The organism is Micromonospora sp. CA-240977 (assembly GCF_050942285.1).
Lineage (GTDB): Bacteria > Actinomycetota > Actinomycetes > Mycobacteriales > Micromonosporaceae > Micromonospora.
Map to the genome: position 1 here is coordinate 3,604,180 of NZ_CP192055.1, position 19,340 is coordinate 3,623,519.

At 70.3% G+C, this 19,340-nt stretch carries 21 protein-coding genes; 11 read left to right on the plus strand and 10 right to left on the minus strand.

Going from position 1 to position 19,340, the window contains the following annotated elements; translation table 11 throughout:
• The first annotated feature begins 34 nt into the window (after positions 1-34).
• Positions 35-403 carry a DoxX family protein gene (locus ACQPWW_RS16595; protein ID WP_433133709.1) on the plus strand — a complete coding sequence of 123 codons (369 nt, stop codon included), beginning with the start codon at positions 35-37 and terminating at the stop codon, positions 401-403.
• On the opposite strand, the gene sigJ is transcribed toward ACQPWW_RS16595, so the two are convergent.
• Entirely contained in the window at positions 404-1,420 is a 1,017-nt protein-coding gene (gene sigJ, locus ACQPWW_RS16600) for an RNA polymerase sigma factor SigJ (protein ID WP_433133711.1), read from the minus strand.
• A gap of 267 nt (positions 1,421-1,687) precedes the next feature.
• Between sigJ and ACQPWW_RS16605 the strand changes: the two genes are divergently transcribed.
• Entirely contained in the window at positions 1,688-2,350 is a 663-nt protein-coding gene (locus tag ACQPWW_RS16605; protein WP_433133713.1) for a DoxX family protein, read from the plus strand.
• Here the strand turns inward: ACQPWW_RS16605 and ACQPWW_RS16610 are convergent.
• The gene (locus ACQPWW_RS16610; RefSeq protein ID WP_433133715.1) at positions 2,340-2,501 is read right to left on the minus strand and encodes a hypothetical protein; all 162 of its coding nucleotides are present in this window, start codon (positions 2,499-2,501) and stop codon (positions 2,340-2,342) included. The genes ACQPWW_RS16605 and ACQPWW_RS16610 overlap by 11 nt on opposite strands.
• Positions 2,502-2,626: 125 nt before the next feature.
• Here ACQPWW_RS16610 and ACQPWW_RS16615 point away from each other — a divergent pair, with 125 nt between their 5' ends.
• A complete protein-coding gene (locus ACQPWW_RS16615) occupies positions 2,627-5,095 on the plus strand; it encodes an ATP-binding protein (RefSeq protein WP_433133717.1) in 2,469 nt (822 codons plus the stop codon).
• A 61-nt stretch (positions 5,096-5,156) separates the two neighbouring features.
• Here ACQPWW_RS16615 and ACQPWW_RS16620 read toward each other — a convergent pair whose 3' ends face one another.
• The 4 genes from ACQPWW_RS16620 to ACQPWW_RS16635 form a co-directional block, all read right to left on the minus strand.
• On the minus strand, positions 5,157-6,671 hold the full coding sequence (locus ACQPWW_RS16620) for a cellulose binding domain-containing protein (RefSeq protein ID WP_433133719.1): 1,515 nt from the start codon (positions 6,669-6,671) through the stop codon (positions 5,157-5,159).
• Between the two features lie 521 nt (positions 6,672-7,192).
• The gene (locus ACQPWW_RS16625; RefSeq protein ID WP_433133721.1) at positions 7,193-7,756 is read right to left on the minus strand and encodes an NUDIX domain-containing protein; all 564 of its coding nucleotides are present in this window, start codon (positions 7,754-7,756) and stop codon (positions 7,193-7,195) included.
• Between the two features lie 112 nt (positions 7,757-7,868).
• Positions 7,869-8,360: a hypothetical protein gene (locus ACQPWW_RS16630; RefSeq protein ID WP_433133723.1), complete on the minus strand. Its 492-nt coding sequence runs from the start codon at positions 8,358-8,360 to the stop codon at positions 7,869-7,871.
• A gap of 114 nt (positions 8,361-8,474) precedes the next feature.
• On the minus strand, positions 8,475-9,233 hold the full coding sequence (locus tag ACQPWW_RS16635; RefSeq protein WP_433133725.1) for an ATP-grasp domain-containing protein: 759 nt from the start codon (positions 9,231-9,233) through the stop codon (positions 8,475-8,477).
• 104 nt (positions 9,234-9,337) lie between these two features.
• On the opposite strand from ACQPWW_RS16635, the gene ACQPWW_RS16640 reads away from it, so the two are divergent.
• From ACQPWW_RS16640 to ACQPWW_RS16650, 3 genes are all read left to right on the plus strand, one after another.
• Positions 9,338-9,586, plus strand: a complete 249-nt coding sequence (locus ACQPWW_RS16640) for a hypothetical protein (RefSeq protein ID WP_433133727.1) — start codon at positions 9,338-9,340, stop codon at positions 9,584-9,586.
• Positions 9,587-9,598: 12 nt separating this feature from the next.
• The gene (locus ACQPWW_RS16645) at positions 9,599-10,078 is read left to right on the plus strand and encodes a hypothetical protein (RefSeq protein WP_433133729.1); all 480 of its coding nucleotides are present in this window, start codon (positions 9,599-9,601) and stop codon (positions 10,076-10,078) included.
• A 124-nt stretch (positions 10,079-10,202) separates the two neighbouring features.
• On the plus strand, positions 10,203-10,643 hold the full coding sequence (locus ACQPWW_RS16650; protein ID WP_433133731.1) for a VOC family protein: 441 nt from the start codon (positions 10,203-10,205) through the stop codon (positions 10,641-10,643).
• 18 nt (positions 10,644-10,661) lie between these two features.
• On the opposite strand, the gene ACQPWW_RS16655 is transcribed toward ACQPWW_RS16650, so the two are convergent.
• A complete protein-coding gene (locus ACQPWW_RS16655) occupies positions 10,662-11,156 on the minus strand; it encodes an N-acetyltransferase family protein (protein ID WP_433133732.1) in 495 nt (164 codons plus the stop codon).
• Positions 11,157-11,259: 103 nt separating this feature from the next.
• Between ACQPWW_RS16655 and ACQPWW_RS16660 the strand changes: the two genes are divergently transcribed.
• Positions 11,260-11,709 carry an N-acetyltransferase family protein gene (locus tag ACQPWW_RS16660; protein ID WP_433133734.1) on the plus strand — a complete coding sequence of 150 codons (450 nt, stop codon included), beginning with the start codon at positions 11,260-11,262 and terminating at the stop codon, positions 11,707-11,709.
• Here ACQPWW_RS16660 and ACQPWW_RS16665 read toward each other — a convergent pair.
• Together ACQPWW_RS16665 and ACQPWW_RS16670 are read right to left on the minus strand one after the other, a co-directional pair.
• A complete protein-coding gene (locus ACQPWW_RS16665; protein WP_433133736.1) occupies positions 11,706-12,614 on the minus strand; it encodes an NAD-dependent epimerase/dehydratase family protein in 909 nt (302 codons plus the stop codon). The genes ACQPWW_RS16660 and ACQPWW_RS16665 overlap by 4 nt on opposite strands.
• Positions 12,615-12,681: 67 nt before the next feature.
• Positions 12,682-13,719 carry a hypothetical protein gene (locus ACQPWW_RS16670; RefSeq protein ID WP_433133738.1) on the minus strand — a complete coding sequence of 346 codons (1,038 nt, stop codon included), beginning with the start codon at positions 13,717-13,719 and terminating at the stop codon, positions 12,682-12,684.
• A gap of 172 nt (positions 13,720-13,891) precedes the next feature.
• Between ACQPWW_RS16670 and ACQPWW_RS16675 the strand changes: the two genes are divergently transcribed.
• From ACQPWW_RS16675 to ACQPWW_RS16690, 4 genes are all read left to right on the plus strand, one after another.
• The gene (locus ACQPWW_RS16675; protein ID WP_433133740.1) at positions 13,892-14,473 is read left to right on the plus strand and encodes a hypothetical protein; all 582 of its coding nucleotides are present in this window, start codon (positions 13,892-13,894) and stop codon (positions 14,471-14,473) included.
• Positions 14,474-15,395: 922 nt separating this feature from the next.
• A complete protein-coding gene (locus ACQPWW_RS16680; RefSeq protein WP_433133742.1) occupies positions 15,396-16,454 on the plus strand; it encodes a ScbA/BarX family gamma-butyrolactone biosynthesis protein in 1,059 nt (352 codons plus the stop codon).
• The gene (locus ACQPWW_RS16685; RefSeq protein WP_433133744.1) at positions 16,445-17,110 is read left to right on the plus strand and encodes an HAD family hydrolase; all 666 of its coding nucleotides are present in this window, start codon (positions 16,445-16,447) and stop codon (positions 17,108-17,110) included. The genes ACQPWW_RS16680 and ACQPWW_RS16685 overlap by 10 nt, the downstream gene beginning before the upstream one ends.
• Complete coding sequence (locus ACQPWW_RS16690) at positions 17,107-18,744, plus strand: FAD-dependent monooxygenase (protein ID WP_433133746.1); 1,638 nt, start codon at positions 17,107-17,109, stop codon at positions 18,742-18,744. Before ACQPWW_RS16685 ends, ACQPWW_RS16690 begins: the two co-directional genes overlap by 4 nt.
• A 61-nt stretch (positions 18,745-18,805) precedes the next feature.
• Here the strand turns inward: ACQPWW_RS16690 and ACQPWW_RS16695 are convergent, their stop codons facing one another.
• A complete protein-coding gene (locus ACQPWW_RS16695) occupies positions 18,806-19,291 on the minus strand; it encodes a MarR family winged helix-turn-helix transcriptional regulator (protein WP_433133748.1) in 486 nt (161 codons plus the stop codon).
• Between the last annotated feature and the right edge of the window lie 49 nt (positions 19,292-19,340).

Genomic DNA, 19,340 nt, shown 5'->3' on the forward strand with positions numbered 1-19,340 from the left:
GTTTACCGATTGCTCGATCGCGCCGGCGCGCGTCATGATCGCCGTACTGGAGGGCGTCTTGGTCGTCGTGACCATCCTTTGCGCCCTCGCCAACGCCATCGAGGTGACCGCAAAGGTGATCAGGGCGGACTTCGTGATGCGCAACTGCGCCGAGGTCGGGCTGTCCGCGCGGTGGATCCCCTACCTGGCGGTGGTCGAGGGGGCCGGCGTCGTCGGTCTGGTGCTCGGCCTTCTCGGCGTACGTCCCTTCGGATTGGCCGCAGCCGTCGGCCTCGTCCTGTTCTTCGTCGGCGCGATCCTGGCTCACGCCCGCGCGCGGGTGTTCCACAACATCGCGTTTCCCGCGGTCTTCCTCGTCCTCGCCGTCGCCGCCGTGGGGCATTTCGCGTCGACGAGCGCCTGATCAATTTCCGATCGGCCTTTGCGGTGCGGGGGCTGAGGGTCCGTGTGCCGGGGCCGCCGATGCCCGACCTCGACCACCCGGCCGGCGATCCGTCCACGGCCGGAGCTTGTCGGGATGGCGTACCGCCCAGATGCGCTTGATCCGATTGTCGACGACCTCGAACGCGTACACCGACACGGTGACGTCGTCCTGCTGGGCGATCAGGCCGGGTTGGCCGTTGACCGTACGCTCCAGAATCGTCAGGTTCCGAAGTCTGCCCTCGAGATGGACCAGGGAGCGCACGATCTGCTCGGCACCTTCGATCGGGCGGAGCACGGCGCCGACGACGCCGCCGCCGTCGGCGATCGCAGTCGCGTCCGGGTCGAGAAGGCCGATCAGGGCGTCGATGTCCTGGGCTTCCCAGGCCTGCTTGAAACGCCTGACGATGTCGGCGCGCCGGGCTGTCGAGGTCGCGGGGGCCTGCGCCGTGCGAACGCGTCGGCGGGCCGAGGAGGCCAACTGGCGGCATGCCGCCGGGGTACGGCCGACGATATCGCCAACTTCCGCGAAGGAGTAGCGGAAGACATCGTGCAGGACGAACGCTACGCGCTCGGCCGGGGTCATCGATTCGAGCAATACGAGGAAGGCCATGCTGATCGATTCGTCGAGGGTAACTCGGTCGGCCGGGTCGACGGTGGTGACGTCCGTCCGTCCGGCGATCCATTCCGTAGGTTCGGGAAGCGGTTCGGGGATCCATTCGCCCACGTAGGTCTCTCGCCTGGCTCGTGCCGAGGAGAGCACGTTGAGGCAGATCCGGCTGGCGACCTTGGTCAACCAGGCGCCGGGGGACTGGATGGCTTCCTGCTGTTCTCGGGGCATGGCGTACCAGCGGGCGTAGGTCTCCTGGACTGAATCTTCGGCGTCGGCCAGGGAGCCGAGGAGCCGGTAGGCAAGATTGATCAGCTGACGCCGTTCGTTCATGACCGCGGTCAGGCTCGGATCGGGTCGGGCCTGTCCTGGCTCGGATCGGGTGGTCATGATCTCGCCGGCTCCTTCTGGTCGCTTCTGCCCTCAGTTGGTTCGACAAGACAGCACACCGAACTGTGAGGTTCGCTCGTCGCCTCACATTTCGAGGGGCTCTGTTGTCGTACTACTGAGACGAACACACATCCAGCGGGCTTCGCCCTCGAACCTGACTGGCCGCTCCCGTTTAGAGGATCGCCGATCGTCACGACCGAAGTCGCTCACCGCCTGGCAACGAGAAAACCTTTGCACGTATGAGATCGATGTGACGAGAAGAGTGAGATGCAGACTCGCATGGCCAAAGCTCTCCAGCATTCCGCCGACGGGAAGTCGGCCATCATCACACGAAGCGGCTGGACCTGGAGCCGGGCCCGCTCCATCGCCTTTTGGGTCACCACGTTCGTCGTCGGTTTCGAGTTGACTGCCGGATCGGTGTGGAACCTGCTGACGATCGAATGGGTGGAGGTCCAGTTGCACCACCTGGGATACCCGCACTTCTTCGCCTACGTCCTTGGTGCGTGGCAGGCGGGTGCGGCCGTCGCGATCATCGCGCCGGGGCTCCCGTTGCTCAAGGAATGGGCCTACGTGGGCGCCTTTTTCCTGTGGTCGGGTGCCGTGGTGTCGCACCTGTCAGTCGGTGACGGTCTTCAATCGTGGGGGGTGCCCTTGATGTTCGGTGCCTGCGCCATCGCGTCGTGGGTGCTGAGGCCAGCCGACCGTCGGCTCCCGCAGACGCGGCTCCGTCGGGACCGCTTTGCCGTCGCTGGGCAGGGTGACGCCGGTTCGCCGGATATCCGTCCTCGCGCGTGGGAAATCCGTCCTCGTGCCTGGCTTGTTCCGATCGGGCTCCTCGCCGTGCTGTATGCCGTCTCGTTCCTCACGCTGCCCGTGATGGAAGACGTCATGCGCGAGCAGGCAGTCGAGCTCGGCTGGATCAACGAGTAGCCATCGTTCGGTAGAACTCGGAGCGGGACACCGCCAGGACCCGGCACAGCCGCTTGACGCCGAAGGCGGCGCGGTGGGTGGAGATGAACAGGAAGCGGCTGGTCACCGAACCGCGTCCGGCCCGACGAGCGGACCAAGTCGACCATGTCACGCTGACTCCTCCAGGATTCGCCATGGCGATACTCACACTCGGTGCACAGTGGCCGGTAATCCGTCACGCATATGCGAGCATCGACGCACGCTACGTAAGTGCGGCCGTTGGGTGGTTGGGGGAACATGCCCAAGAGTCAGGTGCGGCGTGACCAGTTCGGAGGCCTCCTCCGGACCCTCCGCTTGGAGCGGCGGCTGACCCAGGAGGAGCTTGCCGAGGCGGCCGGTTCCAGTGTCCGCGGCATCCGGGAGATGGAGCGCGGCCGGGTGCGCAGCCCACAACGACGGACGGTGGTGCTGCTCGCCGACGCCCTGCGGCTGGCCGGGGCGGACCGCGACCGTTTCGTCGCCCTGGCCCGGGTCGAGCGGCAGCCGCACGACCGAGCGGCGGTACCGGACAACCGTGTCGCGGTGCCGGGCGACCGCGCGGAGGTGCCGCACGATCGCGTGCAGGTGCCGCATGACCGCCCTGCCGTGGTCGTACCTGGGGAACTGCCCGCCGCCGTTCCGGACCTGGCCGGCCGGGCGGAGATCCTGGAACGACTCGCGGCGCTGGCCGACGACATTACCGCGGGACGGCCGGACACCGCCTCGGTGGTGGTGCTGCACGGGCCGCCGGGGATCGGCAAGACCAGCCTCGCCGTCGTCGCTGGACATCGACTCAGCCCGGCCTTCGCCGGCGGACAGCTCTTCGTCGACCTGCAGGGCGCCTCGCCGGACGGCCCGGTCGACCCGGCCGATGCGCTGGCCGGATTGCTGCGGTCGCTCGGGGTGCCGGACAGCCGGGTGCCGGTGTCGCCGGCTGAGCGGGGTGGTCTGTTCCGCACCCTCACCCGGGACCGTCCGTTGCTGGTGGTCCTGGACAACGCCGCAAGCGAGGCACAGGTACGCCCACTGCTGCCGGCCGGGCGGGGATGCCTCGCGCTGGTCACCTGCCGGCGCCCACTGACGGGTCTTGCCGGTGCGGTCCGCCTGCCGCTCGACCTGCTCGCCCCGGCAGCCGGTCGACTGCTGCTCGCGGCGATCGTCGGTGCCGACCGGATCGCCGCCGAGCCGGTAGCGGCCGACCAACTCGTCAAACTCTGCGGCCGGCTGCCGCTGGCCGTCCGAATCGCCGGCAACCGCCTCGCCAGCCGACCGCAGTGGTCGGTCGGTTGGCTGGTGGACCTGCTCCGCGACCAGCGTCGGCGGCTGACCGTGTTGACCGCTGGAGACCTGGGCGTCCGATCAGCGTTCGAGGTCTCCTACCGGCAGTTGGAGCCCATGGTCGCGCGAGTGTTCCGGCGGGCCTCGCTGATTCCCGGCACCGACTTCGAACCCGCGCTGGTCGCCGCCGTGGCCGGCACCGGCGAGGAGGCCGCGGCGGCGGCCCTGGAGGAGTTGGTCGAGGCCGGTGTCCTCCTGACCGTGGGGGACCGGTACCAATTCCACGACCTGGTCCGGCTCTACGCCCAGGAACGCCTCGACGCCGAGGAACAACAGGCCTGCCGGACGGGGGCGCACGATCAGATGGTCGGCTGGCTGCTGCGGCGTACCCGGCAGGCCGGCTTGATGTTCGAACCGGTCGCCTGTCGGGCCGACTCCCCGTTCGACGACGATCGGGCGGCGGCGTACTGGTTGGATCGGGAGTCCGGCAACTGGCTGGCGGCGTTGCGCGACGCGGCCCGGCGCGGTCGGCACGCCGACGTGGTCGCGGTCACCAGGGCTCTGCACTGGTACTCGGACGCCAACAGTCACCGGCACTCCTGGGACGAGATCTTCTCGCTGGGAGTGGCCGCGGCCGGGGCCGCCGGCAGCCCCCGCGACGAGGCCGTACTGCTGAACTTCCTGGGCTGGGCCCGGTACTTCTGCCGGGACCGCAACACTGACGGGCTGGCGGCCCTGGCCCGGGCGTTGGAACTGGCCCGGCGGATCGAGGACCGCCGGGAGGAGGCGTGGGCGCTGACCTACACCGCCGCCATCCTTATCCGGGTCGGCCGCGGCGGGTCGGCCATCGACCATTGCCGCCGGGCCATGCGCCTGTTCCGCGAGATCGGGTACGCCCTCGGCGAGCACAGCGCGGCGAGCGCGCTGGGCGGAGCGCTGGCCGCGCTCGGCCGGTTCTCCGAAGCGGCCGAGTTGCACCGCGACGTGCTGGCGTTCTACGTCCAGGGCAACGGTCTCAGCCGTACCGGCGCGGCGGTGGCCCGGGCCGGCGCGATGATGAGTCTCGGCGCGGATCTGGCCGGGATGGGCCGTTGGCGGAACGCCGCTGACGAGTACGCCCGCGCCCGGCGGGTGTTCAACCGGTGCGGCGCGACGTTCAGTGAGGCCATCGCGATCCATCGCTACGGGCTCGCGCTTCAGGAGTTGGGCGAGGTCGACGCGGCGGCCGAGGCGCTGCGGGCGGCGCTGGCCCTGTATGCCGCGCTGTCCTGCCCGTGGTGGGAGGCGCAGACTCTGTCCGCGCTCGCGGCGCTGGCCGGCTCGGCTCCAGGCCGGGCCGCCGACGCCCGGCTGCTGCGCCAGCGGGCGCTCGACCGGTGCGGCGAACTGGACGCCCCGGAGGTGCGGACCCTGCGCGCCACCCTGCGACGCGAACTGGCCGAGTCCTGATCCCGGACACGCACCGGGCCCCGCCGACGATGCGGCGGGGCCCGGTGTGCATGGACAGGGGTCAGTTGCAGGTGGTGCCGTTGAGGGTGAACGGTGCCGGGGTGGCGGGCGAGCCGTTCGCGGTGAAGCCGAAGTTGACGGCGCCGCCGGTCGGGATGGTGGCGTTGTGGTTCTCGTTGGTGACGGTCACCGCTGGGCCGGCCTGCTGGAAGACGCCGTTCCAGTGGCCCTGGACGAGTTGTCCACCCGGGAAGGCGAAGCCCAGCGACCAGCCGTTGGTGGCCGGGCCGTCGTTGTAGACGGTGACGCTGGCGCTGTAGCCGGTGCCCCACGAGTTGGTGACGACGAAGGAGACCCGGCAGGTGCTGGCGATCGTCGTCGCCGGCACGAGGTTGCCGTAGTCGTCGCGGGCGGTGGCGAAGTCCTGGAACCCGAAGCCCGGACCGGCCGATCGGGTGGTGGTGCCGGCGGCGAGCACGGTGCCGTTGGCGTTGACGGCGTAGACCGGGCCGCCACTGTCGCCGCCCCGTGCGGACTCGTCGCCGTCTAGCTGGGTGGCCTCGACGAGGTCCTCAATGTCGTCGTAGTGGTAATCGACCCGCAGGTTGCAGACCGGACCGCCGATCTCACCCGCGGAGGTGTACCCGGACTGGCACAGCAGTTGGCCGGGGAAGACCTCGGTCCAGCCGACCACCTGGGCGCGGACCTCGTCATTCTGACCGCCGACGTAGAGGTGGCCGCCGGGCGTCGACGTCGAAATGATCATTGTGTCGTGGTTGTCATTGCTGTCGACCGCGTAGCCGACCAGGGTGCCGGTGCCGGTGGTGGTGTTCCAGCCGACGTGCCAGGGCGAGCCGATGGCTCCGCAGTGCTCGGCGGTGAGGATGTAACCGGCGTTGGTGTCCGCGTTGCGTACGCCGAAGCCTGCGGTACACCCGGGCGTGGTGAACCCGATGCCCGCCCCGCCGTCGAACGGCGCGGAGTCGTTGGCCCGTGACCGTTCGACCATCCGGTCGCGTTCGACGAAGCTGGTACGGACGCCGGTGACCGGTAGCTTCGGCAGCTTGGCGCCCGGAGTGTGGTCGACGGCGATCTCGATGCCGGTACCGTCTGTGCGCAGCCTGACCGAGTGGCTGGCGTCCGCCGGTTCGGCTTCCACCACCGGGGTGAGTCTGGCGGCCGCCTTGCGCAGTTCGGCGCGGGAGTAGGTGGCGTTGGCCACCTCGACCTGCGCGGTGCGGCGGGCGGCGGTGACGGCTGCGGCGATGTCGGTGGGCGGCGCACCCTTCCACCACAGGGTGACGTGGTCGTCGACCAGGCCGATGCCGGCATAGCCTCGTGCCGGCCCGCGTTCCACCGCGGTGCGGATGACATTGGCCGCGTCGACCAGTGGGGCCTGGGCGACCATCTGGTCCAGGGTCTGTGCCGGGATGATGTCGAGGAGGGACTTGGCGGCCCCGGCGGCCCCCGGTTGGCCGGACTCCGCGTACGCGGAGGTGGGACCGGTGAGCGCCGTCGCGCCGACCAGTGCCCCGACGACCACCGTACGGGTGATCGCTTTCCGTATTGATGTCATGCCGCTGAGTCAAGCAACGTCCGCTGCCGGGAGACAGGCAGGACGCCCGGCAGGAGTCAACATGCCGGCGGTCCTGCCGGCAGTCGTCCGTGGGTTGCCTCCCACACTGCTCGGCGTGCCCGGATCGGTGCTCGTGCTGAACGCGGCTGATGTGTGTGGCTGCGCTGACCTGCACCTCGTTGACGAGCCGGTCGACCTCGACCGGGGGTGCGGGCCTGGATGGGCCCGGGGTGCAGATCACCGGCGGGTCCCTTCGCGTGTCGCCGGCGGCGGGGAAGCGTGACGGGCGGGCGCATTCCCGGCCCGGCTGTCGTCCTACCGTCGTTCACATGGCCACGACCGAGGACGACGAGCAGCAGGTGTTTGCCGGGACGACCTCGGCGATCTGGTGATACTGGGGCCGTGCAGGAACAGGGTTCGTGGTGGACGTTCTTCTTCGCGAATCCCGACGTTGCCGATGACGGGCTGCCCCGCTGCTGGGACCAGCCGGCCGATCCACAGGTCTAGCCAGGGGCCGTGTGTCACCCAGGTTCTGACAACGATCTATCCCGCAGCTCCTCAGACAGGAGACTGTGCTGCGGCGTTGGCTGGTCCGACCACGTGTGGGACGAATCCGTCTCCGCACACGCACGACAGTTGGCTCTGGTGCCTCCGTCGGGAACCTCTGAGTGCCTGCGGGCGCACTCGAACTCGGGCCGAGAGTGGACCATTGCCGCCAGGACGCCATGCACGAGGGGAAGGCCGCCCAACTCGCTGATCCCGAACCAGGCGATGTCGTCATGCTCCTCAGGTGCCCGGTTGGTGGGAGAGCCCACCCAGTTCGCCACCTGCCAGACGCCCACGTGGACGGCGTCCGCACCGGTGCCGTCATGCAGGACGCCCAGCCGTGCGGCCGACTCCGTCGCGATGTGGACACCGAGCTCTTCGTGCATCTCACGCGCGAGGGCCTGTAGTTCCGACTCACCCGCTTCGACCAGCCCTCCGGGCAGATCCCAGACATCGGGGTATGCCCGTTTGGTCGGCCTGCGGTGTACCAGCAGGACCGCGCCGTTTTCCACGAGTGCGCCTGTGACGACGACATGCATGGCGGGATTGGAGCACAGGCCTGGGACAAGCTCACTCTGAGCGATGTCTCGTTCATCGGCCGGCGACCAGGCGCCCATGTCGGCGGTCGTCAAGCCTTCGGGCAGCGCGGCCTCACGTCGAATTCTGAGCTGTCAGCCGGTTCAGGATGGTTCGGGCCAGCGCGGCGAGCCGGGTTCGCAGGTCGTCGTCGGCCCGCCCGCCGAGGTCGTCCTCGAGACGCCTGGCCAGGGCGGCGACCGACGGGAGCAGGTCGTCCAGCGTGCTGCCCTCGTGTCCCACGACGTAGAGACGATGGGTTCCCACCTCGGCGGGGATGCTGCGATCGAGAATCCGCTCGCAGGTGTCGGCCGCGAGCAGCGCCACCGCCGTCGACAGCTCCGGCTCCGGGAGTCCGAGTTCGACGGTGACCGCGGCCAGGTGCCGATTCGCGTCATGCGGCGGCAGTGTCCGAGCTGACTCTGCCGCGAGCGCCACCACGGCGTCGCCGTCGACGCCGGCCACCAGAAGATCGCAGGCCAGCATCACCGCGTGGTGCGGGTCGACGTGGTCGATCAACGCCCGGGCCTGTTCGGTCCGGAGCCGGCGAAGGAGGTCGTCATCCACGCGCCGAGGCTACGGGACGCTTCGCCGGTGCCTGCCTGGGCCAGGATCGCATCGTCACCAGCACCCGCCTGGCACCGCTGGGTCGTCACCAACGAGCCGTGGCCGGCAATCTTGCTACGGAAGAGGCTGTGGTGGCCTAATGAATTGGCGATCACGGCCACTGACTCTGGCCCCGGGGCCGGCAGCGCGCAGGATGACGTCGAGCACCAGGTCAGGGTCGGCTACGTAGGCTCCGCTGGCCCAGGCCGCGTTCGGCTCGATCACCGCCCAGCGGCCGTCGATGACCCCCACATCCACCACGATGGCGGTGGGAAGCGTGTGACCGAATCCGGCCAACAGGTCAGCTCCGAAGGCGAGCGCGTCGGCTGGTGCGGGGCCGAGGCGCAGCTTTCCCTGCTCGGCGTACTGACTGCCGGCATGGACCGCGCCGTCGAGCAGGTGCAGCCGGTACTCGGCGGCAAAGTCGACGATGTCGCTGACCAGGACGGGAGTCTGCCTGTCGACGGCGTCAGGGCCCGGCAGGCGGGAACCGTCCGTATAGATCATGGCCCGGATGGTCTTGTCGTTCGGTGACTTGACGAACGCGGGTCGACGCAGGCCGTACGCCTCGCCGATCGTGAGCACTCTGATCTCCCGGAGCGTGACGTCCCGAGGCAGTCCGGCGAGCCAGTCGGGTGGGGCCTCCAGCGGGGCGATCCCGAGCAGTGGGGCGACGACATCGGCGAAGGCCGGCCCGGCGTGCAGGTGGTCGGCGTGCAGACCAGCGGGCACCTCGAAGGTGGCGAGCTGCACGGTGGGCAGCCCTCGTCGATGTGCGGCATCGCGCAACTGCTGTGCCGAGGCGGTCAGTCGCGGTGGCAGGACGAGCGTCACGGACGAGGATCCTGCCGTATCGGGTGGCGCTGCCACAGTCGTTATCCGTGGCTTGTCGCCGTCGCGCTGCCTAGGCTGCTGCTCGGATGCGAGGATCCGTGGCCATGGGCCTAGCCGATGCTCTCGCTGAGTGGACGGACGTGGACGGCGCCCAGTACGAGTTGGGCAGGACTGTGGGCCTGTTTGCGGATCGCACGTTCTTACAGGTCAAATGGGTGTTCTGGTCGGACAATCCGGTCGGTGAGGCGCTCCTCGACATGCTGCACACGTTGGTGAGGGCAGGTGTTCTGGAGCACCGCGACGAGCCCGACCACCAGTTCCGCTGGAAGACCGCGGCACCGTCAGGCTGCTAGCCTGCTGCGCTGATGACACAGATCGGCAATCGGGACACCTTCGCCGTCGAGGTCGGCGAGCCGGTGTCTCCCAACCTCCGCGTCGTCGACCTGTGGGCGGCAGGCAAAAGGCTGACGGCCTATGACAACGTCGCCTACGTACCGTCCCTCTGCCACTACCTGCGCTCTGCCTCCGCGCAGGTCCGTCGGCGCGAGATTCGGCCCTGCCCCTTCCCCGGACGATCGCCGGAGGAGATCTTCCGGCGGCTTGAGGCCGACGGAACAGAATTCCGCGAGCGGTACTGGTTCCTGCAGTGGAGCGAGATCGTCGACAACGTGACGCCCTACGCCTACCTCGACGATGACCTGACGATCGTCTTCGCGTTCGGGCGAGCGAGCCATCTCTTTCCCGACGACGTGGGCAAGATCTTCGTCGCCAGAATCCCACCAGACAGTTTCGCGGCCACTCTCGACCGAGCGGTCGACCTGCTGGACGACGCACCGGTCGGCTGAGGCTCGACAAGAATGCCTTCAAGTCCACGTGCAACATGCGCCGCGGATGTCGAGAACGGCGGGGCGGCTCCGTCCCAGGGGCGGATGCGGCAACAGCACCGCACCAGACCAAGGGAGATCCAGCGTGGCGATCCAGCGGATGGACAACGTCCTCATCGTGGTCGAGGACCTTGACGCGGTCATCGCGTTCTTCGTCGAACTCGGCATGGAGGTGGAGGGCAGGGGGCCCGTCGAGGGGCGGTGGGTGGAGCGGGTGATCGGGATCGACGACGTTCGGCAGGAGGTCGCGATGCTGCGGACGCCGGACGGCCACGGCAAGGTCGAGCTGGCGATGTTTCACACGCCCGAGGCGATCAGGGCCGAGCCGAAGGATGCCCCGGCGAACACGCTGGGCATTCGTCGCATCATGTTCGCCGTCGACGACGTCGAGGACGTCATCGCCCGCCTGCGTACGCACGGGGCCGAACTCGTCGGTGAGGTGGCGCAGTACGAGAACATCTTCCGGCTCTGCTATGTCCGTGGCCCGGAGGGCATCATCGTCGGACTGGCCGAACAGCTCAGCTGAGGGCCTGCGCAGCGAGGGTCAGGCCGGGATGTCGGCGACCATCGTGTCCGCGTTCTCGAACGACTCGACAGTGCGGAACCCTTCGGCGGCGTAGAGCCCCGCTGCGAAGTTTGCCCGCTCCACACTCAGCGACACCCGACGGATGCCGCGTGCGCGCGCGGCGTCCAGGGCGGCGCGCAGCAGCATCCGACCCACCCCCCGGCCGCGCCACGACTCCACCACGCCGATGGTCAGCTCCGGCACATCGTCGCTCACGTACCCGTAACCCGGATCGGCGGCGGTCAGGTGCCGCAACCAGGCCGCGCCGACCGGCTGACCGGCCGACTCCACCGCGACCACCCCGATGTCGTCCGGCCGCATCCACCCGGTGACGTAGTGCGCCAGCGCGGGGTCAGCGAGGATCCGCTCGCGAGACCAGTTGCGTTCCGGCAGCCAGTTCACGGCCTCCATGAGCATGTCGACAAGGAACGGGCGGTCGGTGGCGGTGGCGGCGCGGACATCGACGTCATGCACCGCCACACCCTGTCACAGGACCAGACCTCGCCGCGCGCCGGGCGCAGGGCACCCCGCGGGTCCCCGCACCGGCCGCGGTGGGGGTTCTGGTTACGCTCGGGGCATGTTCCGTGCGGCCCGGCCCGACGACTTCGCGCAGATCATCCGCCTCTACCGGCAACTGAACCCGGACGATCCGGTGCTCGACGACGGCTCCGACGAGGCGGCCTTCCAGCAGATCGTCGGCACACCAGGGCTGCACCTGTTCGTCCTCGAACTGGACGGGGTCGTCGTCGCCACGACGTACCTCAACCTGATCCCCAACCTCAGCCGGTCGGCGTCGCCCTACGCGGTCATCGAGAACGTGGTCGTCGACGAGTCGCGGCGCGGCACCGGGCTCGGCCGGCAGATCATGGCCGGCACGCTCCAGGCCGCCTGGGACGCGGGCTGCTACAAGGCGATGCTGATGACCGGCTCGCGCAACCCCGCGACGCACGCCTTCTACCGCGCCTGCGGGTTCTCGGCCGACGTCAAGACCGCGTACCTCGCCCGACCACCGGCATCCGGAAGCTAGGCGGGGAAGGTCTCGCGCAGCGCGGAGTCCAGTGACCGGCCGGTCGTCGGCTCGACGAACAGGTCGGCGAGCAGCAGGTCGGCGAGGTAGGTGGGGTTGATGCCGGACTCCTTGCCCCCGAGGCCCTGCAACGCGCCGCCGAGTCGCAGGGCGGCCCGTGCCGCGCCGGCCGGCAGTCGGGTGACCCGGCGGCGGCGGCCGACCGCCTCCGCGATGCGCCCGATCATGTCGGGCCAGGTGAGGTTCTCGTCGGCGACCGGGATGTTCGCGCCGCTGGCCTGCTCCAGAGCGTCCGCCGCGACCTCGGCCACGCTGCGCGCCGAGGCCGCGGCGCTCCCGCCGGTCGGCGCGGCAAGTGGGGTACGTGACCGCGCCCACCGGTCCAGCGGCCCCGCCCAGTTCGGCAGCCGGTCACCGGCCCGACCGAAGACGAAGGGCAGTTCGAGGACGGCGACCGGCAGGTCCGCGCCGGCGGCCGCCCGCCCCTCCCGGGCCTGCTCGATGCGGCACCTGATGTACGTGTGCCGCTCGGCGAGCCGCCACTGCGGATGCAGCCTGTCGAAATAGGTGTAGTACGACCCCATCACGACCGCGCGGGTGAGACCCTCCAGGCGGGCGGCGGTGCACAGGCGTACCACCGGTTCGACGTTGGCGTTGCGGAACTCCGGGTAGATCGGCTTGGGCAGCGGCCGCTGCTCGTCGGTGCGGGTGGCGTACACGACACCGTCGTGGCCGGCGAGCAACTGTCGCAGCTCGTCGATCGAGGTCGACCCGACATCGAGCCGGTGATCGACCCCCGGCTGGGCCGTCCGCGCCACGGTGGTGGTGGCATGGCCGCGCTCGCGCAGCACGTCCACGACATGAGCGCCGATCAGGCCACTGCCACCCACCACGAGAATCCGCACGGTGCATCGTCCAGTCTGGACCCGGGTGCTTGTCAAGCCACGGCGTGAGCCGTCGACCCGACGCCGGTCACTGCTTGTTCTTCGCGACGTTGTAGATGTCCCAAACGTCGTCGTCGAAGTAGGGGCCGTACATGTTGCCGGAGAACTTGTACGACATCACCGAGTTGACGTACCCGAACCGGAGGGTGTTGTCCCAGGCGCGCAGGAACGGGCCCCCGCTGGCGCCTCGGTTGAGCGGGCAGTCCTTCAGTTTGACCCGCTGCACGCCGGCGGCCTTGATGTTGCCCTGGGCGTAGTACTGCGACAGACCGTCGTACGGGGCCTCGGCCGGATAGCCGAGCAGCAGAGCCGAGAGCGACTTCGACTTGTTGACGCTGAGCCCCTGCCCGCCGGTGACGTCCACGAGCCGGTCGCCGTGGAGCGGGTGCATGGTGACGAACGCGAAGTCCCACCAGAGGTAACCCCAGTCCACCCAACCCTCGACCGAGGTGAACTCCTTGGCGAACCAGAGACCGTGCAGCTCCTCGCCCTCGGTGTACTCCGGCGCGTACGCCCAGTTGTCGTACCAGACGGATCCGCCGTCCCCCGGGTGTACGCAGTGCCCGGCGGTGGACACCAGGTTCGCCTGGGGGTTGTTGATGGTCCCGCCGGAGCAGAAGAAGTCGTCGCCGTTGTGGGTGAAGAAGACCCGACCGACGCCGGGTGAGGCGTTCACCGCCTGGGCTTCCGGGCCGGCGCCCGCTGATGTCGCCAGCGGACCGGAGGCCGGGGACCGGGGCGCCGCGGGCGTGGCCACGTCGCGTGGGGCGCCGATCCGGCCGGGGCGGTCGGCGGCCTCGCCGTCGAGGGTGTCGGCCCCGTCCGGCAAGGGGGCGGGTCGTGCCGCGCGCATGCGTTCCGGCGTCCAGTAGGCGCGGCCCAACGACGCCGCGGCGTCCGCGTCGGTGGACACCCGTCCGTGGATGGTGGCGCGCGCCTCGGCCACGGTCGCGGACGCGGTGGACGAGCCCGCCGGCGCGGCATCCGCCCGGGCCGGCGGCTGAGCGACGGCGATGCTGGCCAGCAGCATGGCGCCCACCGAGACGAAGCCGAGTTTCCTGCGCACGGGACCCCCTGAGATTGGTGGTCAGAGCCACTACGCTCCGACATCGCACCGCTCACGCTAGGTGCTGCCGGTCGGTCCACAGTGGTCCTGTCGTGTACGGTCGGTGACGGTTGCCTGACTGCGGAACGTGCCGCATCGTGCCTGAGAAACCTTCACGAATCCGGGGTAGGGGATGCCTGAGCCGCGCGCCTTCTGGCTGGACGAGCAGTTCGACCGCGAGCGCGGCACCGACGCGGGCGGCCGCTTCGAGGCCGAGGTGCAGAGGCGGCTCGACGACTTCGCCGACAGTTGGGGTGACATCTCGCCGGTGGGCTTCGCGGCGACGGCCTGGCGGGTCGCCACCGAGCTGTCGCCCGGCTTCGTCCGCTGGCATCGGCGCATCGTCTCGGCGACCTGCACGAGAAGCCCGTGGGACGGCAGCATGGTCTGCGCGGTGACAGTGATCTCCCGCTGGCCAGCCGAGCTCACCTGGACCAGACAGTGGCAGCGCGACCGCGGCTGGCGGGACTGGCCCCAACTGTTCGGCCAGTACACGACCCCGACGGAGCAGGATCAGACGCGCAGCCCACACCTGCGGGCGATGCTCCACGTCGAGGCGCCGGTGCCGCTCGACCAGCTGCCACCGGCCCCGGACGGTCCGGCCGACGAGGTCTCTACCGCGGCGCGTCGAGCAGTGGTGGTGCTGGCTCGGGAGCTCAACGACCTTCTCGCGCCGATGATCGGCCAGCTCGACGCCGGGGTGCCCGCGCCCTAGTACAACCTGGGCATGGCGCTACGGATGCTCGGGCGATTGGCGGAGGCCCGCGAGCACCCGGGCGTCGTCCAGCTTTGTGCAGCCCGAACCGTCGCGGTCCGGGCCGGCGCAAACGTTGGGCCGGGGAACGACGGCGATTTTCCGCTTTCCCGGAACAACCGGCGGTGGCGTCGCGCATCGGGCCCGCGCTGATTTTTGGTGCGCGCCGGACAGCGCGCCGCGGGTCGACCGGCCGAGCGACAACGTTGTGCCACCCGCGAATCGCGCCGGCCATTTCGCCACCCCTCTGTCGACTGACCCGGACAACCGCCGCGTCGCTGTGACGACAAATCGCGCTGAGCCGGATTTCGGCCGTTTCCCGGCCGTATCCCGCCGCATGTCGGGCACACCGGCAGGCGCGTGCCGAGCCGCTGCCGGCGACGGGCGACCGTCGTCGTCGACGAGTGGCACCCGCCGACCACAGGCACCGTAATCGCTGCGTGTGAGCAGGTGAACACGGTCGGCGATTCCCCGCGTCACGAGGCATCATCCGTACGGCCATCGGTGCCCGACCGCATGGTGAGGCCCGGGTCCCCCCGGCGCAAGGGGGTGCTGATACCACCCCGCTGGCAATCCCTGCAGAAGGGATAAAACGCCATTCCCTGGTTGACTCCCACTCGGCCGCGTTGTCATCGTTGCCGCAGTATCGGGGAGCAAGTCGTCGTACTCGGGGGTAATCGCGGCATGCCTAAGTTGATCTTATAGTCCTCGCGCCGGAATCACCGGCGGTCGCATTATCGACATTTGTTTTGCGGCAATTACCGTCATGGGTCAGTGCGTCGCCGCTCGATGTCGAGTACGCGCGTCAACGCGCTGGATCCGAACCATTCCGGCGGCCCGAACCGCCAATTCGTGTAACGCAATCTACTAATGGTGGTGGATCATGACTGTAGAGGGAACCGTAGCCCCATCCGTACCGTTGCTGGCGGACCCGGCGGCCCGCGTGCTGTCGACACCGCTGCGACTAGCCTCCACGCCGGCCGGCCCGCAGATCCTTACCTTCGACGCCGCGGTGCCCCGGTACCTGGTGCACCGCGCCTCCATCGCCGAGGTCTTCGTCACCGACTCCGTGGAGATCGGGGAGAACGCCTACCAGGTCGCCGCCCTCCTGCCCCGTGGCCACTACGTCGGCGAGAACGCGGGGCTGTACGACTACCTGATCCTCGTCGAGGTGGTACGCCAGGCCGGGGTGCTGGTCGCGCACACCCGCCTCGACGTACCGCTGCAGACGGCGTTCATCTTCCGAGGGCTGTCCCTGCAGATCAACGACCTGCGATCGGTGTACGTCGGCGCCTCGCCAGGCGAGGTGGTCATCACCATGACGGTCTCCCCCGAGCGCACCGGCGCGGGGCGGCTACGCGGCCTGTCGTTCGAGGGCAGCGTGGCGATCGACGGCCGGCCGGCCCTGCAGGGGTCCGGCAAGCTGCTGTTCGTCAGCCGGGACACGTTCAAGGCGCTGCGTCAGCGGGGCCGGGATGGCAAGCTCGCCCGGCAGCGGCCGGCGGCGCTGCGGTTCACGCCGGCCCGCCCGGAGGGCGTCGGGCGCCGTGACGTCCGCAACGTCGTCGTCACCGAGGCGGCGGCGCTGGGCGGGCAGCGGTACGCGATGTCCCTGGTCATCGACGTCAGCCACCCGTACATGTTCGACCACCCGCTCGACCACGTACCCGGGAACCTGTCGCTGGAGGCAGCCCGCCAGGCGGCGATCGCCTCGGTCGCCCGCCAGTACGGGCTGGCCGCGGAGAGCCTGACGGTCCTCGGCGCCGAGGTGGAGTTCGGTGAGTTCGCGGAGATCGACCTGATCACGCGGGTGACCGCCGAGGTCGGCGAACTCGGATCGCACCAGGAGACCGACCTGGTCGTCGCTCCGGTGTCGGTGACGCTCACCCAGGCCGGTGTGGCGGTCGCCTCGGCGAAGGTGCAGGTGGCGGTATGGGCGTGAACCGGCCGGACGGCATCGACACCATCGTCGTCGACTACGGCGGCGTGCTGACCAACCCACTGCGGGAGACGTACGCGGCCTTCGCGGCCCGGGTCGGCATCCCGATCGAGGAGATCATGCGGGCCTTCGCCGACGCCACCCGCCGGCTGGGACGTACCCCGATGGCGGCGCTGGAGGTCGCGGCGATCACCGAGCGGCAGATGGTGGACGAGCTGCTCGCCGAGCTGCCCGAGGGCACCGGCGACCCGCTGGCCGGCCGGCCCTTCGGCGAGCTGTGGTTCCAGGGCCGCCGGGCGAACAAGGAGTTCCTGGACTACCTGCGGGAGCTGCGCGCCGACGGCTACCGGCTGGCCCTGCTGACCAACAACGTCCGGGAGTGGGAGCAGCGTTGGCGGGCCCAGATCCCGGTCGGCGAGCTGTTCTCGGTGGTGGTCAACTCGGCGCACGAGGGCGTTCGCAAGCCGGACCCGCGCATCTACCGGATCCTGCTGGGCCGGCTCGACGCTCGGGCTGAGCAGTGCATGTTCGTCGACGACGACGCGGCGAACTGCGCGGCCGCGCGCCAGCTCGGCATCCGCACCGTGCAGTTCACTCACACCGCCGAGGCGGTCAAGTCCCTGGACGAGATCCTGCGCACGCGACGGGAGCCGAGGTGACCCGGGAGCCATCGGTGCTGGTCGTCGGGGCCGGACCGACCGGTCTGACGCTGGCGTGCACGCTACGGCGGTTTGGTGTGGACTGCCGGGTCGTGGACCGACGCGAGGGCCTCGGCGACGAGCCGAAGGCACTCGTGCTGTGGAGCGGCGCGTTGGAGGCACTGCGCCGTACCGGCGTGGCGGACGAGGCGGTGGGGCGGGCGCTGGCGCTGACCGGCGCCAGCTACTGGTCGCGGGGGCGGCGCATCGGCGGGATCGGGTTCGGGGACCTGCCGGGTACGGCGTTCCCCGGCCCGGTCTGCCTGCCGCAGCCGGTCCTGGAGCGGTTGCTGCTCGACCGGCTGGAGCAGCTCGGCGGGTCGGTGCAGTGGCGTACCGAGGCTGTCGGCGTCGAGATCACGGCGGATGGCGCGCGGGTCGAGCTGGGCCACGGCGACGGCGAGCGCGAGCAGGTCGAGGTGCCGTGGGTGGTCGGCGCGGACGGCACCCGCAGCCGCGTACGGGAGTCGCTGGGCATCCCGTACGAGGGCAGCACGTACCCGCGGGTGTTCCTGCTCGGCGACGGTCGGCTGCGCGGGCCGGCGCCGGCCCGGGAGGCCCAGTACCACCTGCACCCGGACGGCGTGCTGGTGCTGGTGCCGCTGCCCGACGGAGGACACCGGGTGTTCTTCGACCTGCCGGACGGTCCGACGGGCACGGACGCGACCGAGGGCGCCCCGGACGTCGAGCTGCTGCAGGGGCTGCTCGACACCCGGGGGCCGGGCGGTCTGACGTTGACCGAGACCTGGTGGACCAGCCGGTTCCGGGTGCACGCCCGGCTGGCGCGCGAGTTCCGGCGCGGTCCGGTGTTCCTGGCCGGCGACGCGGCGCACTGCCACAGCCCGGCGGGCGGCCAGGGACTCAACACCGGCGTCCAGGACGGGTACGACCTCGGCTGGAAGCTGGCCAGCGTCGTACGCGGCGCGGATCAGCAGCTGCTGGACAGCTACCCGGCGGAGCGGCGGCCGGCCTCGGCGGCGGCGGTACGCAGCGCCGATCAGCAGACCCGACTGTGGATGCTGCGCGCCCCGCTCGCCCGGGCGCTGCGGGACGGGGTGATGCGCCGGCTGCTGCGCACGGCGCTGCCCAGGCGGCGCATCGTCCCCCAGCTCGCCCAGCTGCACCTGGACCATTCCGGCAGCACGGCCGTGGTGGACCTTCCGGACGCGGCGCCGCCGCCGGCGGTGCGGCTGGGCCGCCGGATGCCCGACACCGAGTTGGTCGCCGCCGACGGCTCGGCTGCCGGAACGCTGCACGGTTACCTGGCGCGCGGCCGGCACGTGGTGCTGGCGGTTGGCGGCCGGGCGGCGGCGCACGCCGTCGAGCGCGTGGTACCGCTGCTGGTCGGGCGCGGGGTGTCCGACGTCGTCGACGTGCTCTGGCTGCGCCCGTCCGGGTCGCTGATCGAGCGGCCGTTCGGCGGCGGGTTCGACGTACGCGACGAGGGCCCGCCTGCCGCGCTCAGCGGCGGCAAGCGGTCCTGGCTGGTGTACGTGCGCCCGGACGGTGTCGTCGGGGCGCGGGCCGGTACGGAGCAGGTCGACGGGCTGGTGGCGCTGCTGCCGCGCCGGGCAGCCCCGGTGAAGACCGGGTGAGTCCGGGCAGGGGAGCCGGGCACGTCGGCCGGGGAGCGCTGGCGGTGGCTTCGTCCCGCCGTCAGCGCTTCATCGGCGCCGGATGCCGGGCCAACAGCCGTGCGGCGACCTCGTGCAGGACCGCCAGTTCGGCGGCGGGGACCTCGGCGAAGAACGCCGCCTCGGCCTCGTCGAGCAGGGCGGCGCCGTCGCGTAGCACCTGCCGGCCGGCGGCGGTCAGCGCGACGACGTGCCGGCGCCGGTCCTGGGGATTGCGCCGGCGCTCGGCCAGCCCCTGCTTCTCGAGCTCGTCGATGACGCCGACCAGCACGTTGGGGTCGATGCCGAGCAGCCGGCTGACGTCCTGCTGCGACAGCGTGTCGTCGGCGGCCAGGGTGGCCAGCACGTTGAAGTGCCGGGGCCGTACGCCCAGGGGTTCGAGGGCGCGCTCGGCGGTGACCATCGCCAGCTCGCCCAGCTTGATCAACCGGAAACCCGTCCGGCCGGACATCGCCGAACCCGGGCTGGTCGTACCCGCGGGTTGCTGTGCACCGTTCCGTTGCGCCATGCGCCCAGTTTAGGTCTCGGCAATATTCGTATGCTAGACATACGATCCG

What these genes read in the sequence shown, in the direction of transcription:
- ACQPWW_RS16660 (WP_433133734.1), top strand. Translation starts at nt 11,260, where the DNA reads ATGTTCCGTGCGGCCCGGCCCGACGACTTCGCGCAGATCATCCGCCTC.
- ACQPWW_RS16640 (WP_433133727.1), top strand. Translation starts at nt 9,338, where the DNA reads ATGGGCCTAGCCGATGCTCTCGCTGAGTGGACGGACGTGGACGGCGCC.
- ACQPWW_RS16645 (WP_433133729.1), top strand. Translation starts at nt 9,599, where the DNA reads ATGACACAGATCGGCAATCGGGACACCTTCGCCGTCGAGGTCGGCGAG.
- sigJ (WP_433133711.1), bottom strand. Translation starts at nt 1,420, where the DNA reads ATGACCACCCGATCCGAGCCAGGACAGGCCCGACCCGATCCGAGCCTG.
- ACQPWW_RS16695 (WP_433133748.1), bottom strand. Translation starts at nt 19,291, where the DNA reads ATGGCGCAACGGAACGGTGCACAGCAACCCGCGGGTACGACCAGCCCG.
- ACQPWW_RS16605 (WP_433133713.1), top strand. Translation starts at nt 1,688, where the DNA reads ATGCAGACTCGCATGGCCAAAGCTCTCCAGCATTCCGCCGACGGGAAG.
- ACQPWW_RS16675 (WP_433133740.1), top strand. Translation starts at nt 13,892, where the DNA reads ATGCCTGAGCCGCGCGCCTTCTGGCTGGACGAGCAGTTCGACCGCGAG.
- ACQPWW_RS16625 (WP_433133721.1), bottom strand. Translation starts at nt 7,756, where the DNA reads ATGCATGTCGTCGTCACAGGCGCACTCGTGGAAAACGGCGCGGTCCTG.
- ACQPWW_RS16620 (WP_433133719.1), bottom strand. Translation starts at nt 6,671, where the DNA reads ATGACATCAATACGGAAAGCGATCACCCGTACGGTGGTCGTCGGGGCA.
- ACQPWW_RS16615 (WP_433133717.1), top strand. Translation starts at nt 2,627, where the DNA reads ATGCCCAAGAGTCAGGTGCGGCGTGACCAGTTCGGAGGCCTCCTCCGG.
- ACQPWW_RS16595 (WP_433133709.1), top strand. Translation starts at nt 35, where the DNA reads ATGATCGCCGTACTGGAGGGCGTCTTGGTCGTCGTGACCATCCTTTGC.
- ACQPWW_RS16685 (WP_433133744.1), top strand. Translation starts at nt 16,445, where the DNA reads ATGGGCGTGAACCGGCCGGACGGCATCGACACCATCGTCGTCGACTAC.
- ACQPWW_RS16680 (WP_433133742.1), top strand. Translation starts at nt 15,396, where the DNA reads ATGACTGTAGAGGGAACCGTAGCCCCATCCGTACCGTTGCTGGCGGAC.